A 14,655-nucleotide genomic window follows, 5' to 3' on the forward strand; every position below is an offset into this window, starting at 1 on the left:
AAACCATGCGTTTGCGCGCAACCATGATCGGCAGCAGTCTTGCCCTGGCGCTTCTCGCCGGAACGGCCGCCCTGGCGCAGCAGGCCCAGAAGGTGACGGTGGCGGTCACCGCCATCGTCGAGCATCCGGCGCTCGATGCCGCCCGCGACGGCGTCAAGAAGGCGCTGGAGGAGGCCGGCTACAAGGACGGCGCCAATCTCACCTTCCGCTATGAATCGGCGCAGGGCTCCCCGGCGACGGCGGCGCAGATCGCCCAGAAATTCGCCGGCGAGAACCCGAACGTGATCGTCGCGATCGCGACACCCTCCGCCCAGGCGGTGGTCACGGCGACACAGACGATTCCGGTGGTCTTCACCGCCGTGACCGACCCGGTTGCCGCCCAGATCGTCAAGGACAAGCAGGCGCCGGGTGGCAACGTCACCGGCATCTCCGACTTCTCGCCGCTGGAAGCCCAGTTCGATCTGATCAAGGAACTGGTCCCCGCGGCCAAGAAGATCGGCGTCGTCTTCAATCCCGGCGATGCCAACAGCGTCGCGCTGCTCAACGCGGTCAAGGCGCTGGCGCCGGCCCGCAGCCTGCAGATCGTCGAGGCCTCGGCCGGCCGCACCGCCGACGTCTCGGCCGCGGCGCAGAGCCTGGTCGGCAAGGTCGATGCGATCTACCTGCCGACCGACAACACCATCATCTCGGCGCTCGGCACGGTGCTGGCCGTCGGCACAGACAACAAGCTGCCGATCTTCACAGGCGACACCGAGTCGGTCCAGAAGGGCTCGGTCGCCTCGATCGGCTTCGACTATTTCCAGGTCGGCCTGGAGACCGGCGCCGTCGTGGCTCGGGTCCTCAAAGGCGAGAAGCCCGGTACGATCCCGGTCAAGAACGCCAGCGGCAGCAACCTCGTCATCAACGCCAAGGCCGCCGCGGCCATGGGCGTGACGATCCCGGCCGCCGTGCAGGCCCGCGCCAAGCAGGTGATCAACTGACCTGAAGCCGCGGCGGCGTCCTGCGCCGCCGCGACCGGCCGCCTACCCATTCCAGAACAGAACAAGGGCGACCGATGAGTCTCATCGCCACCCTGGGCGCCATCGAGATCGGACTGGTGTTCGCTCTCGTGGCGCTCGGCGTCTACATCACCTTCCGCGTCCTCGACTTCCCCGACCTGACGGTCGACGGCACCTTGCCGCTCGGCGCGGCCGTCGCGGCGGCGATGATCGCGGGCGGGGTCAATCCGCTTTTCGCGACGCTGGCGGCGATCGTCGCCGGCTGCCTTGCAGGCAGCGTCACCGCCTGGCTCAACATCCGCTTCGCGATCCTGCATCTCCTCGCCGGCATCCTGACGATGACGGCGCTGTTCTCGATCAATCTCAGGGTAATGGGCGTGCCCAATATCCCGCTGATGAACCGGCCGACGGTGATCGACTTCTTCGCCTGGCTGAACCCGCTGATCGCCGCCACCGGCCTGCCCGGCCGCCCGACGCTGCGCGTACTGGCGCTGCTGATCATCGTCACGGTGATCGCCGCCCTGATCGCGCGCTTCCTCAAGACCGAGTTCGGCCTGGCGATGCGCGCCACCGGCGCCAATCCGCGCATGGCGCGGGCGCAGGGCATCCGCACCGACATGCACGTCTATGTCGGCGTCGCCCTCTCGAACGGCCTCGTCGCGCTCGCCGGGGCGTTGTTCGCGCAGACGGCAGGCTTCGCCGATGTCAGCATCGGCACCGGCACCATCATCGCCGGCCTTGCCGCCGTCATCCTCGGCGAGACGATCTTCCGCACCAAGTCGATCGTCGTCGCGATCTTCTCCTGCCTGATCGGCGCCATCGCCTACCGGCTCGCCATCGCGCTCGCGCTCAACGCCGGCTGGCTCGGCCTGCGCGCCTCCGACCTCAACCTCGTCACCGCAGTGTTGGTCGGCATCGCGCTGATGCTGCCTGGCGTCGCCAATCCGCTGCGCAGCCTGTTCAAGCGGAGCGCGCCATGATCAGCGTCCGGGATGTCCACGTCACCTTCGGGCGCGGCACGCCGCTTGAGAACCGGGCTCTGCGCGGGCTCGATCTGACGGTGGCCGATGGCGAGTTCATCACCGTCATCGGCTCGAATGGCGCCGGCAAGTCGACGCTGCTCAACGTTCTCAGCGGCGACGCAAGGGCCGAGCGCGGCACGGTCGAGGTCGACGGCATCGATGTGACGCGCTGGCCGACCCCGAAGCGCGCCAGCCTGATCGCCCGCGTCTTCCAGGACCCGATGGCCGGCACCTGCGAGCGCCTGACGATCGAAGAGAACATGGCGCTGGCCCAGGCGCGCGGCCGCGCCCGCGGCCTCGGCGCGGCGCTCGACCGTTCCCGCCGATCCCTGTTCCGCGACAAGCTCTCGATGCTCGGGCTCGGGCTGGAGAACCGCCTCGGCGATTCGATGGGCCTGCTGTCGGGCGGTCAGCGCCAGGCGGTCAGCCTGCTGATGTCGACGCTGGCGGGCACCAAGACCCTGCTGCTCGACGAGCACACGGCGGCGCTCGATCCGCGCACCGCTGCTTTCGTGCTCGATTTGACCCGGCGCATCGTCGACGAACAGAAGCTGACCGCCCTGATGGTCACCCATTCGATGCGCGACGCGCTCGACCATGGCAGCCGCACCGTGATGCTGCACGAGGGCAAGGTCGTCTTCGACATCGCGGGCGAGCGTCGCAGGGCGATGGACGTTCCCGACCTGCTGCGTCTGTTCAAACAGGTGCGCGGCGAGGAGCTCTCGGATGACAGCCTGCTGCTGAGCTGAGTTCTACGGGCTGTAGAGTGTGGTGACTTCGCACGGAACCACTCTCGTCATCCTGGGCGAGCGAAGCTCGTCCCGGGATCCATCGTAGAGCTGCGGAGCCCTCCGATGGATCCCGGAGCTGCGCCGCTTCGCGGCTTGTCCAGGATGACGGTGTTGGTTCCCAGTAAAATCCCGGGACCCTAGGCCCGAATCTTCACATTCCGCGCCAGGAAGTCGATGAAGGCGCGCATCCGCGCCGGCACGAAGCCACCCTGCCCGAGATAGACGGCGTGGATGACTTCGATGTCACCGGGGTTGAAGTCGTCGAGCACCGTGACGAGCCGCCCCGCGGCGACCTCGGACTGGGTATGAAAGCGCCCCAGCCGCGCCAGGCCAACTCCGGCGACGGCGAGCTGGCGGGCGATCTCGCCATCGCCGACCTGGGTGTTGCCGACCGCGGCGATCGAGATCAGCGCGCCGTCGACCCGAAACGGCCAGCCCTCGACCGACCTAGCGAAGTTGAAGCCGATCAGATTGTGCTTCGCCAGATCGGCCGGCGTTTTCGGCTCGCCATGGCGGGCGAGATAACCGGGCGAGGCGACGACAGCGACGCCGCTCTCGCCGATCTTGCGTGCCATCAGTTGGTTGCCGCGCAGAGGCCCCGGCGCGACCCGGATCGCGATATCGGCCCGCTCCTCGATCAGATCGACAACCTGGTCGGTGAAGACGAGATCGACCGAGAGCTCGGGATGCTCGGCGAGGAAAGCCGGCAGCAGCGGCAGCAGAATTTGGTTGCCGAAGGCGACATTGGCATTGACCCGCACCCGCCCGCGCGGCGCCCGCCCGGCCGCCGCCTCGCACTCGGCTTCGGCGATGTCGGAGAGGATCGTTACGCAACGCTGGTGGAAGGCTTGCCCCTCCGCCGTCAGTTGCAGCTTGCGTGTCGAGCGATTGATCAGCCGGGCGCCGAGCCTAGCCTCCAACCGCGTGACCAGCTTGCTGACGGCCGACGGCGTCATGCCGAAGAGCTTGGCCGCGGCGGAGAAGCCGCCGCGCTCGACCACGGCCGCGAACACTTCCATCTCGCCGGAGCGGTTGCTGAGCAGGGCTGCCATGGTGAACTCAAGTCACAAGTGATGTTACCGACAGCATCCTAGTTCAAATCACCGCATTGCACCATCTGGCTGGGACCCGTTTCCTTGCGTAGTGCGCGGAGCCTCCCATGCCCATTGCCGTCTATGCCCTCACCGCCGGTGCCTTCGGCATCGGCACCACCGAATTCGTCATTATGGGCCTATTGCTGCAGGTTGCCGCCGATCTGCAGGTCTCGGTCGCGATGACCGGCCTGCTGATTTCCGGCTATGCCCTCGGCGTCTTCGTCGGCGCGCCGGTGCTGACCCTCGCCACCCGCAAGCTGCCGCGCAAGCAGGTTCTGATCCTGCTGATGGCGATCTTCACCCTCGGCAACATCGCCTGTGCGCTCGCCCCGAGTTACGGCCTGCTCATGGCGGCCCGCATCGTCACCTCGCTGGCCCACGGCACCTTCTTCGGCGTCGGCTCGGTGGTCGCGACCAGCCTCGTCCCCGAGGACAAGAAGGCTTCCGCGATCGCCGTGATGTTCACCGGCCTCACCATCGCAACCCTGCTCGGCGTGCCCGCCGGCGCCTGGCTCGGCCTGCATTTCGGCTGGCGCGCCACCTTCTGGACCATCGCCGTGATCGGCATCATCGCCATGCTGGTGCTCGCTCGCCTCGTCCCGGCCGACAAGGGCAAGGTCGAGGTTCCTCCGCTGCGCCAGGAGCTCGCGACCCTCGCCGATCCGCAGGTGCTGCTCGGCCTCGCCATGACCGTGCTCGGCTTCGGCGGCGTCTTCGCGGTCTTCACCTATATCCAGCCGATCCTGGTCGAGATCACCGGCTTCTCGCAGGAGGCGGTGTCACCAATCCTGCTGCTCTTCGGCCTCGGCCTGATCGTCGGCAACATGCTCGGCGGCAAGCTCGCCGACCGCAATCTGCCCGTCGCGCTGCTCGCGACCACGGCGACTCTCGCCATCGTGCTCTTCGCGATGACCGCGACGCTGCGCAATCCCATCGCGGTCACGATCTTCGTCGGCCTGATCGGAGCGGCCGCTTTCGCCACCGTCGCGCCCTTGCAGATGCGCGTGCTCGACAAGGCCGGACCGGCCGGGCGCAATCTTGCCTCCAGCCTCAACATTGCCGCCTTCAACCTCGGCAATGCCTTCGGCGCCTGGCTTGGTGGCATCACCATCGATCATGGGCCCGGGCTCGGCGCCGTGACCTGGGTCGCTGCCTTGGTGCCGCTGGCGAGCCTGGTGCTGGCAGTGATCAGCCTGCGCCTCGACAAGCGCCCGCAAACGGCATTGCAGACCGCGCCCGCATCCTGCCCGCAGTGAATACCGTCAGAGACTTAGGATAAGGAACTCGACCATGGAATACAGATATCTCGGCCGCTCCGGCCTCAAGGTTCCCGCCCTCAGCTTCGGCGCCGGCACCTTCGGCGGCCAGGGCCCGCTCTTCAGCGCCTGGGGCACCAGCGATGCCAAGGAAGCGACCCGCCTTATCGACATCTGCCTCGAAGCCGGCCTCAACCTGTTTGACACTGCCGACGTCTATTCGAACGGCGCTTCCGAGGAGATTCTCGGCGCGGCGATCAAGGGGCGGCGCGACAAGGTCCTGGTCTCGACCAAGATGAGCTTGCCTATGGGCGACGGCCCCAATGAGGCCGGCTCATCGCGCAGCCGGCTGATCGACGGCACCGAGGCCGCGCTGCGCCGGCTCGGCAGCGATCATATCGACCTGCTTCAGCTCCATGCTTTCGACGCCTTCACGCCGATCGAGGAGGTGCTGTCGACGCTCGATGCACTGGTCCGCGCCGGCAAGATCCGCCAGGTCGGCGTCTCCAACTTCGCCGGCTGGCAATTGATGAAGTCGCTGGCGCTGGCCGAGAAGCACGGCTTCCCGCGCTATGTCGCCCATCAGGTCTATTATTCGCTTGTCGGCCGCGACTACGAGTTCGACCTGATGCCGCTCGGCCTCGACCAGGGCGTCGGCGCCCTCGTCTGGAGCCCACTCGGCTGGGGCCGCCTCACCGGCAAGATCCGGCGCGGACAGAAGCTGCCCGAGGGCAGCCGCCTGCACCAGACCGCCGATTTCGGCCCGCCGGTCGACGACGAGAAGCTCTACGACATCGTCGACGTGCTTGATGCGCTCGCCGAGGAAACCGGCAGGACCGTTCCGCAGATCGCGATCAACTGGCTGCTGCAGCGCCCGACCGTCGCCTCGGTGATCATCGGCGCCCGCAACGAGCAGCAACTGCGCGACAATCTCGGCGCCATCGGCTGGGCCCTGACGCCGGAGCAGATCGCAAGGCTGGACAAGGCCAGCGCGACGGTGCCGCCCTACCCGGCCTTCCCCTATCATCGCCAGGAGGGCTTCGCCCGGCTCAACCCGCCGGTGGTGTGAAGGCAAGACCAAACAGTTTTCTCAGCCCTCATCCTGAGGAGCGATCGCAAGATCGCGTCTCGAAGGATGCTTCAGGAGGCTCCGGAACCATCTGGAGCATCCTTCGAGACGCCGCTGCGCGGCTCCTCAGGATGAGGGCTGAGGGAGCGGACGCAGTTGCGTCCGCACAACACGTCGACGGCTTGATTTTTTTCGCGCGGCCTTGTCGGCTGCCGGCCCGGCCGAACGTCCTTGGCCTGAACCGGAGCGCCGCGCATGCACTACGCCATCCTTTGCTATCATTCCGAAGAGGTCGTCACGGCCTGGACGAAGGAGCAGAACGAGGAGGTCATGGGCCGCCTCGAGAAGATCCGCCAGCGCATCGCCAAGGAGGGCAAACTTGGCCCAGTGGCGCGCCTGCTGCCGACAACGGCTGCGACGACGCTGCGCAAGGACCGCGATCCGCCGCTGATCATCGACGGCCCCTTCGCCGAGACCAAGGAGCAGTTCCTCGGCTTCTACATCGTCGACGTCGCCGATCTCGACGAGGCGCTCGGCATCGCCCGGGAGCTCGGCGAGGCCAATCCGGGCGGCGCCTTCGAGGTCCGTCCGCTCGCCGTCTACTATCCGGCCGGAGTCTGATCATGGCCGAGATCGCCTGGATCCATGCGGCGCTGACCTCGGCGCGCCCTCAGGCGATCAGCGCCCTGCTGCGCTATTTCCGCGATCTCGACATCGCCGAGGAGGCCTATCAGGAGGCTTGCCTCAGGGCGCTCCGGACCTGGCCGCAGAACGGCCCGCCGCGCGATCCCGCCGCCTGGCTGATCTTCGTCGGCCGCAATGTCGCGCTCGACCAGGTCAGGCGGCAGAAGAAACAGGAAGCCCTGCCGGACGAGGACCGGCTCTCCGATCTCGGCGATGCCGAGAGCGAGGTCGCCGAGCGGCTCGACGGCGGCCATTACCGCGACGATATCCTGCGCCTGCTGTTCATCTGCTGCCATCCCGATCTGCCGGCGACGCAGCAGGTCGCCCTCGCCCTGCGCATCGTCTCGGGCCTCAGCGTCAAGCAGATCGCCCGCGCCTTCCTCGTCGGCGAGAGCGCGATGGAGCAGCGCATCACCCGCGCCAAGGCCCGCGTCGCCGCTGCCCACGTCCCGTTCGAGACGCCCGGCCCGGTCGAACGAGCCGAGCGCCTCGCTGCGGTTGCGGCGATGCTCTACCTCGTCTTCAACGAGGGCTACTCGGCAAGCGGCGCCGAGAGCGACCGCCGCCGCCCTTTCAGCGAGGAGGCGATCAGGCTGACGCGGCTGCTGCTGCGCCTGTTCCAGACCGAGCCGGAGATCATGGGGCTGCTGGCGCTGATGCTGCTCCAGCATGCCCGCGCTGCGGCGCGGCTCGCTGCCGACGGCCAGATCATTCTGCTCGATGACCAGGACCGGACGCTCTGGGACCGCGAAATGACCGCCGAGGGCCTGGCGCTGGTCGACAAGGCGATGCGCCATCGCAAGCCGGGCCCTTACCAGATCCAGGCGGCGATCGCCGGCGTCCACAGTCGCGCAAAGCGGCCGGAGGAGACCGACTGGGCGCAGATCGACATCCTTTACGCCACGCTGGAGCATATCCAGCCCTCTCCGGTCATCACGCTCAACCGCGCCGTCGCCATCGCCAAGCTGCGTGGGCCCGAAGCTGCGCTCGCCATAGTCGAACCGCTGGAACAGCAGCTCTCGGGGTATTTCTACTTCTTCGGCTTCAAGGGCTGGTTGCTGATGCAGCTCGGCCGCGACCGCGAGGCGCGAACGACCTTCGACCGGGCCATTGCGCTGGCCGGCTCGGCCAGCGAAGCCGCCCATATCCGCCAGCATATCGACCGGCTGATGCGCGAGAGCGGGCAGGTCGCAAACGGCTGACGCCGGAGACGGATCGTTGCTGAAGATTTTTTGAGGCGCGGTGTCGGCACCGCACCCGCTCCTTCGTCCTTGTCTCAAAGGGGCGACGAGCGAATGACAGCAGCTGAACAAGGCCGCGGCCAAAAACTCGTCGATGACAACCGCTTGCTCCAGAATCCTGAATTTCAGGATCGGAAGCGGCCAGTGCAGCGAGGAGACCGACCATGACGCAGACCACCGTCAGCAAGGAAGACTGGATCGCCGCCCGCAAGGCCCTGCTCGTCAAGGAGAAGGCGCTGACCCGCCAGCGCGATGCGATCGCCGCCGAGCGCCGCGCTCTCCCGCGCATCCGGATCGAGAAGGAATATGTCTTCGATACGCCAACCGGGAAGCAGACGCTCGCCGACCTCTTCCGCGGCCGCAGCCAGCTCATCGTCAAGCATTTCATGCTGGCGCCCGGCCAGATCGAGGGTTGCGTCGGCTGCTCCTTCGAGTCGGATCATGTCGATGGCATGCTCAGGCATCTCGAACGGCACGACGTCGCCTATGTCGCGGTGGCGCGCGCGCCGCTCGCCGAGATCGAGGCCTACAAGACCCGCATGGGCTGGCGCTTCCACTGGGTCTCTTCCCATGACAGCGACTTCAACTACGATTTCGACGTCTCCTACACGCCGGAGCAGCTCGCCAACGCCTTCTACAATTTCGAGACGATCGCCTCGCCTCTGGAAGACCTGTCCGGCCATACCGTCTTCGAGAAAGACGGCGACGGCGCGATCTACCAGACCTACTCGACCTTTGGCCGCGGCGCCGAGGAAGTACTGGGCACCTACATGTATCTCGACCTGACGCCGAAGGGCCGCAACGAGACCGGTCCGGCCGGCAACCTCACCGACTGGGTCCGCCCGCACGACCGCTACGACACGCCCGGCAAGACCGACATGACCGGCCGCTGGCGCCAGGAGCCGTCGGCGTCCTGCTGCCACGCTCCGGCGACGGGTTGAGACACGGCGCGAAAAAAATTCCGGTGCCATGTCGGATCGCGGAAGGCGCCAGCGTCCTTGCAGCAGATGGGCTGACCAGTGGCCCGAGACGCCTGCTACAGGAGGAAACCATGCTCACCTATCTCGCCATCGCCATTCTCGCTTTGATCGCCGGCGTCCTCATTGTCGCCGCACGCAAGCCCGATGTTTTCCAGGTCAGCCGTTCCGCGACGATCCGGGCGACGCCCGAGCGCATCTTCGCCCTGCTCGCGGACTTCCAGGAATGGGGTGCCTGGTCGCCCTATGAGAAGAAGGACCCGGCGATGAAGCGCAGCTTCAAGGGCGGAACCTCCGGCGTCGGCGCCGTCTACGCCTTCGACGGCAACAAGCAGGCCGGCACCGGCGAGCTCGCCATCGTCGAGGTCCAGGCGCCGGTGAAGCTCGCCGTCACGCTCGACATGACCAAGCCGATGGCCTGCCACAACCTGATCACCTTCTCCCTCGCCCCGGCTGAAGGCGGCACGCTGGTGACCTGGCACATGCAGGGCGCCTGCCCGTTCATCGGCAAGATCATGGGCACGGTCTTCAACATGGACCGCATGGTCGGCGACGATTTCGAGAAGGGCCTCGCCGCCCTCAAGCAGGCGACAGAACGGCCGCAGCTGGTTGCTGCCGCCGCCTGACCGCGGCGCATTCGACTGTCCACCCCAGAGAAGCAAAGCCAAGGAGGAAGAACCATGAGCAACGCAGCAGAACTCGACAAGCCGCAGGCCGGCGACCTCTCCGGCTGCATGCCGTCCAAGCCCCAGGCGGAGCATGACTGGCTCCTCCAGCTCGTCGGCGAATGGACCTATGAAAGCGAGTGCATGATGGGTCCGGACCAGCCGCCGATGAAGTCTTCAGGCACGCAGTCCTACTCGTCGATCGGCGAGCTCTGGCTCGTCGGTGACGGCACCGGCTGCATGCCCGATGGCAGCCCGGCGAAGACCCGGATCACGCTCGGCTACGATCCGCTCAAGGAACGCTATGTCGGCTCCTTCATCGGCTCGATGATGAGCGGTCAGTGGGTCTACTCCGGCACCCGCAGCGCCGACGGCAAAGTGCTGACCCTCGATACCGAAGGCCCCGACTTCACCAAGCCTGGCCAGACGGCGGCCTATCAGGACATCGTCGAGGTCAAGAGCCCGGACCATCACATCCTGTCCTCGCGCGCCAAGGGCGAGGATGGCCAGTGGGTCCAGTTCATGACGGCGCATTATCGCCGGGTGAAGTGACGGCCGAGCGCCGGCACAATTGACGACAACCGAGGGCGCGGAGCAACCAGCTCCGCGCCCTCGCGCTTGACCGGGGCGCGCGTTCGGGGGCATGTGCAGCCCTGAGAAACTGGGTGGGAACGGCCTAGACGCGATGCGCATCCTGCTGATCGATAATTACGACAGCTTCACCTGGAACCTGGTCCACCTGATCGGTGGGCTCGGGGCCAAGGTCGACGTGCGCCGCAACGATACGCTGTCGGTCAGCGAAGCGCTCACCGGCGACCATGACGCGATCGTGCTCTCGCCCGGCCCCTGCACCCCGAACGAAGCCGGCATCTGCCTCGATCTCGTGCGCGAAGGTGCGGATAAAAAGCCAATCTTCGGCGTCTGCCTCGGCTTGCAGACCATCGGCCAGGTCTTCGGCGGCGAAGTGGTGCGCGCACCTTTGCCGATGCACGGCAAGGTCTCGACCATCACCCACCGCGCCCGCGGCCTGTTCCACGGCATCAACGGCCCGCTCGAGGCGACGCGCTATCACTCGCTGGTCGTCCGCAGGGAAAGCTGCCCGCCAGAACTGTCGATCGAAGCCGAATCCGGCGACGGCATGATCATGGCGCTGTCGCATCGCGACCTGCCGATCCATGGCGTGCAGTTCCATCCCGAGAGCATCGCCTCGGAGCATGGCGCGACGATCCTGCGCAATTTCCTCGATCTCGCCGAGCGATGGTCGCGCCAGAACGCCAAAGCCGCCCTTTCCGCGACAGCCTGATCGATCGAGTTCCCATGGACGACTTCAAACCCTTCATCGCCAAGGTCGCGACCGGCGCCTCGCTGTCGCGCGAGGAGGCCCGCGACGCCTTCGAATCCATGCTCTCCGGCGAGGTCACGAACGCGCAGGCCGCCGCCTTCCTGATGGCGCTGCGCGTGCGCGGCGAGACCACCGAGGAGATCGCCGGCGCCGTCTCCGCCATGCGCGCCCGCATGCTCACCGTCGAGGCACCGGTCGACGCCATCGACATCGTCGGCACGGGCGGTGACGCCTCCGGTTCCTACAATGTCTCGACGCTGGCCTCGATCATCGTCGCGGCCTGCGGCGTGCCGGTCGCCAAGCACGGCAACCGCGCGGCGTCCTCGCGCTCCGGCGCCGCCGATGTCCTGACAGCGCTTGGCGTCAAGGTCGGGCTGGAGCCCGCCGCCACCGAGCGCTGCATCGCACAGGCCGGCGTCGGCTTCATGTTCGCGCCGACCCACCACGCCTCGATGCGCCATGTCGCGCCGGTGCGCACCGAGCTCGGCACCCGCACCATCTTCAACCTGCTCGGCCCGCTCTCGAATCCGGCCGGCGTCAAGCAGCAGCTGATCGGCGCCTTCTCGGAGACCTGGCTGGAGCCGATGGTCAAGGTGCTGCAGTCGCTCGGCTCGAAAACGGTCTGGGCCGTGCACGGCTCGGACGGGCTCGACGAGATTACCACCACCGGCCCGACCCGCGTCGTCGCGCTGAAGGACGGCAGGATCGAGAGCTTCAACATCGCGCCGGAGGATGTCGGCATCACCCGCGCCCGGCCCGAGGATCTGCGCGGCGGCGAGCCGGCGCAGAACGCACAGGCGTTGCAGGACGTGCTCGGCGGGGCGAAAAGCGCCTTCCGCGACATCGCCGCCTTCAATGCCGCCGCTGCGCTCGTCGTCGCCGGCAAGGCGGCTGCGCTCGGCGAGGGGCTGGCGCAGGCCTATGCTGTGCTGGACAATGGCAAGGCCAAGGCGGCGCTCGCGACCCTGGTCGCCAGCTCCAATGCGTGAGGCTGCCCATGTCCGATATCCTCAGGCGGATCGAGGCCTATAAGCGCGAGGAAATCGCGGCGGCGCGCGCCGCCGTGCCGCAGGCCGAGATCGAGAAGCGCGCCGCGGCGATGCCGGCGCCGCGCGACTTCGTCGGCGCCCTCGAAGCCAAGCATAGCGCCGGCGGCCCAGCGCTGATTGCCGAGATCAAGAAGGCCTCGCCGTCCAAGGGCCTGATCCGCGCCGATTTCGACCCTCCGGCGCTAGCGAAAGCCTATGCCGAAGGCGGCGCCGCCTGCCTCTCGGTGCTGACCGACACGCCGTCCTTCCAAGGCCGGCCGGAATATCTCGCCGAAGCGCGTGCCGCCTCCGGCTTGCCCGGCCTGCGCAAGGACTTCATGTTCGAGCCGTACCAGGTCTTCGAAGCCAGAAGCTGGGGCGCCGACTGCATCCTGATCATCATGGCCAGCGTCGATGACGCGGCAGCGCGCGAACTCGTCGCCACCGCAAAGGCGCTGGGCATGGCGGCGCTGGCCGAGGTCCATGACGAAGCCGAGCTGGACCGTGCGTTGACGCTCGACACCCGCCTCGTCGGCATCAACAACCGCGATCTGCGCAGTTTCGAGCTCAACCTCGCCGTCACCGAGCGCTTGGCGCCGCGCGTGCCGAAGGATCGCCTGCTCGTCGGCGAGAGCGGCATCTTCACCCATGCCGACATCGCCCGCCTGCAGGCCTGCGGCGTCAACACCTTCCTGGTCGGCGAGAGCCTGATGCGCCAAGCGGACGTCACCGCAGCCACGCGCGAGCTTCTGACTGGCAGCACCACCGAGGCGGCGGCGTGAGCCGCCTTACCCATCTCGACCACAAGGGCGAAGCCCATATGGTCGATGTCGGCGACAAGGCCGAGACCATCCGCACGGCAATCGCCGAAGGCCATGTAGTGATGCAGGCGGAAACGCTGGCGATCGTCCGCGATGGCGAGGCCAAGAAGGGCGACGTGCTCGGCACCGCGCGTCTCGCCGGCATCATGGCGGCCAAGCGCGCCCATGAACTGATCCCGCTCTGCCATCCGCTGCTGCTCTCGAAGATCGCCGTCGACCTTTCGATTGACGAAACGCTGCCCGGCGTGCGCGTCCGTGCCGAGGTCAAGCTCACCGGCAAGACCGGAGTCGAGATGGAGGCACTGACCGCCGTCAGCGTCGCCTGCCTCACCGTCTACGACATGGTGAAGGCGGTCGATCGCGCCATGCATATCGAAGGCGTCCGACTCGTGCATAAATCCGGCGGCAAGTCCGGAACCTATGAGATCGCAGAGCCATCGGCATGAGCCTCACTCCCGTTCCCGTCGCGCTCAAGGCACTGCTCGACAGCGTGCCCGGCCCGACACAAGCCGAGAGGCTGCCGCTGGCACAATGTGCCGGCCGCGTGCTGGCTGAGGATGTCGCCGCGCTCCGGACCCAACCGCCCTTCGCCAATTCGGCCATGGACGGCTATGCCGCCCGCGCCGCCGATCTGGAACCGGGCAAGGAGCTGAAGGTCGTCGGCGAATCCGCCGCCGGCCGCGGCTTTCCCGGCCCTGTCGGCCCAGGCGAGACGGTGCGCATCTTCACCGGCGCCCCGATCCCCGACGGTGCCGATGCGATCCTGATCCAGGAGCACGCCGAGGGCGTCGGCGGCCCGGTCATCCGCGTCACCAAGCCGGCGAACAAGGGGCAGTTCATCCGCCCGGCCGGTCTCGATTTTCAGGCCGGCGAGATCCTGCTGCAGGCCGGGCGCCGGCTCGACAGCGCCGCGCTCGGCCTCGCTGCCGCCGCTGGTCATCCGACTCTTTCGGTCCGCCGCAAGCCGCTGGTCGCCATCCTCGCCACCGGCGACGAACTCGTCCTGCCGGGCGAGCCGGTCGGCCCCGATCAGATCGTCGCCTCCAACAGCTTCGCCCTCGCCGCTCTGATCGAGCAGGCCGGCGGCACGGCGCTCGACCTCGGCATCGCCCGCGACAACCATCCCGATCTCGCAGCCAAGATCGAGGCGGCACGCGCGGCCGGGTCCGACGTGCTGATCACCCTCGGCGGCGCCTCGGTCGGCGAGCACGATCTCGTCCAGGCGGCGCTGAAGGCGCAGGGCATGGCGCTCGGCTTCTGGAAGATCGCGATGCGCCCGGGCAAGCCGATGATGATGGGCCGGCTCGGGCCGATGGTCGCGCTCGGCCTGCCCGGCAACCCGGTCTCTTCGATCGTGTGCGGGCATCTCTTCGCGATGCCGTTGGTCGAGGCTCTGCTCGGCATCGCCGATCCCGAGCGCGATCGTAGCGAACCCGCCATCCTCGCGGCCGATCTGCCGGCCAATGACGAACGCCAGGATTATCTGCGCGCCACGGTCGAGACGGCCGATGGCGAGCGGCGCGTCAGACCCTTCGCCAAGCAGGATTCCTCGATGCTGGCGAACCTGTCGCGCGCCGAGGCGCTGGTGATCCGCCCGGTCTTTGCCGAAGCGGCCAAGGCTGGCGATCCCTGCCGCATCATCCGGCTGCGCTGATCCGTTCACCTTA

At 67.4% G+C, this 14,655-nt stretch carries 16 protein-coding genes; 15 read left to right on the forward strand and 1 reads right to left on the reverse strand.

Going from position 1 to position 14,655, the window contains the following annotated elements:
- The first annotated feature begins 5 nt into the window (after nucleotides 1–5).
- From ACQKLX_RS01115 to ACQKLX_RS01125, 3 genes are all read left to right on the forward strand, one after another.
- Nucleotides 6–980 (forward strand): ABC transporter substrate-binding protein, encoded by a 975-nt coding sequence (locus ACQKLX_RS01115; protein WP_427358707.1) that lies wholly within the window; start codon nucleotides 6–8, stop codon nucleotides 978–980.
- 74 nt (nucleotides 981–1,054) lie between these two features.
- Nucleotides 1,055–1,978 (forward strand): ABC transporter permease, encoded by a 924-nt coding sequence (locus ACQKLX_RS01120; protein WP_427358708.1) that lies wholly within the window; start codon nucleotides 1,055–1,057, stop codon nucleotides 1,976–1,978.
- Nucleotides 1,975–2,769, forward strand: coding sequence for an ABC transporter ATP-binding protein (locus ACQKLX_RS01125; protein WP_427358709.1), 795 nt, complete (start codon nucleotides 1,975–1,977; stop codon nucleotides 2,767–2,769). Before ACQKLX_RS01120 ends, ACQKLX_RS01125 begins: the two co-directional genes overlap by 4 nt.
- A gap of 179 nt (nucleotides 2,770–2,948) precedes the next feature.
- Here ACQKLX_RS01125 and ACQKLX_RS01130 read toward each other — a convergent pair whose 3' ends face one another.
- Nucleotides 2,949–3,863, reverse strand: a complete 915-nt coding sequence (locus tag ACQKLX_RS01130) for a LysR family transcriptional regulator (RefSeq protein WP_427358711.1) — start codon at nucleotides 3,861–3,863, stop codon at nucleotides 2,949–2,951.
- A gap of 107 nt (nucleotides 3,864–3,970) precedes the next feature.
- Between ACQKLX_RS01130 and ACQKLX_RS01135 the strand changes: the two genes are divergently transcribed.
- From ACQKLX_RS01135 to ACQKLX_RS01190, 12 genes are all read left to right on the forward strand, one after another.
- Nucleotides 3,971–5,161 carry an MFS transporter gene (locus ACQKLX_RS01135; protein WP_427358713.1) on the forward strand — a complete coding sequence of 397 codons (1,191 nt, stop codon included), beginning with the start codon at nucleotides 3,971–3,973 and terminating at the stop codon, nucleotides 5,159–5,161.
- Between the two features lie 34 nt (nucleotides 5,162–5,195).
- Nucleotides 5,196–6,230 (forward strand): aldo/keto reductase, encoded by a 1,035-nt coding sequence (locus tag ACQKLX_RS01140; RefSeq protein ID WP_427358715.1) that lies wholly within the window; start codon nucleotides 5,196–5,198, stop codon nucleotides 6,228–6,230.
- A gap of 255 nt (nucleotides 6,231–6,485) precedes the next feature.
- Complete coding sequence (locus ACQKLX_RS01145; protein ID WP_326873614.1) at nucleotides 6,486–6,851, forward strand: YciI family protein; 366 nt, start codon at nucleotides 6,486–6,488, stop codon at nucleotides 6,849–6,851.
- A 2-nt stretch (nucleotides 6,852–6,853) separates the two neighbouring features.
- Nucleotides 6,854–8,116 carry an RNA polymerase sigma factor gene (locus ACQKLX_RS01150; RefSeq protein ID WP_427358717.1) on the forward strand — a complete coding sequence of 421 codons (1,263 nt, stop codon included), beginning with the start codon at nucleotides 6,854–6,856 and terminating at the stop codon, nucleotides 8,114–8,116.
- A 203-nt stretch (nucleotides 8,117–8,319) separates the two neighbouring features.
- Nucleotides 8,320–9,096: a DUF899 domain-containing protein gene (locus ACQKLX_RS01155; protein WP_427358719.1), complete on the forward strand. Its 777-nt coding sequence runs from the start codon at nucleotides 8,320–8,322 to the stop codon at nucleotides 9,094–9,096.
- 110 nt (nucleotides 9,097–9,206) lie between these two features.
- A complete protein-coding gene (locus ACQKLX_RS01160) occupies nucleotides 9,207–9,758 on the forward strand; it encodes an SRPBCC family protein (protein ID WP_427358721.1) in 552 nt (183 codons plus the stop codon).
- A 54-nt stretch (nucleotides 9,759–9,812) separates the two neighbouring features.
- Nucleotides 9,813–10,349, forward strand: a complete 537-nt coding sequence (locus ACQKLX_RS01165; RefSeq protein ID WP_427358723.1) for a DUF1579 domain-containing protein — start codon at nucleotides 9,813–9,815, stop codon at nucleotides 10,347–10,349.
- Between the two features lie 133 nt (nucleotides 10,350–10,482).
- On the forward strand, nucleotides 10,483–11,100 hold the full coding sequence (locus ACQKLX_RS01170; RefSeq protein WP_427358725.1) for an anthranilate synthase component II: 618 nt from the start codon (nucleotides 10,483–10,485) through the stop codon (nucleotides 11,098–11,100).
- 14 nt (nucleotides 11,101–11,114) lie between these two features.
- A complete protein-coding gene (trpD, locus tag ACQKLX_RS01175) occupies nucleotides 11,115–12,128 on the forward strand; it encodes an anthranilate phosphoribosyltransferase (RefSeq protein WP_427358727.1) in 1,014 nt (337 codons plus the stop codon).
- A gap of 8 nt (nucleotides 12,129–12,136) precedes the next feature.
- Nucleotides 12,137–12,949, forward strand: a complete 813-nt coding sequence (gene trpC, locus ACQKLX_RS01180) for an indole-3-glycerol phosphate synthase TrpC (RefSeq protein ID WP_427358729.1) — start codon at nucleotides 12,137–12,139, stop codon at nucleotides 12,947–12,949.
- Nucleotides 12,946–13,434 (forward strand): cyclic pyranopterin monophosphate synthase MoaC, encoded by a 489-nt coding sequence (gene moaC / locus ACQKLX_RS01185; protein ID WP_427358731.1) that lies wholly within the window; start codon nucleotides 12,946–12,948, stop codon nucleotides 13,432–13,434. Before trpC ends, moaC begins: the two co-directional genes overlap by 4 nt.
- Nucleotides 13,431–14,642 carry a molybdopterin molybdotransferase MoeA gene (locus ACQKLX_RS01190; RefSeq protein WP_427358733.1) on the forward strand — a complete coding sequence of 404 codons (1,212 nt, stop codon included), beginning with the start codon at nucleotides 13,431–13,433 and terminating at the stop codon, nucleotides 14,640–14,642. The genes moaC and ACQKLX_RS01190 overlap by 4 nt, the downstream gene beginning before the upstream one ends.
- Nucleotides 14,643–14,655 lie beyond the last annotated feature (13 nt).

It is taken from the genome of Allobosea sp. NPDC003192 (assembly GCF_050275675.1).
Taxonomy (GTDB): domain Bacteria; phylum Pseudomonadota; class Alphaproteobacteria; order Rhizobiales; family Beijerinckiaceae; genus Allobosea.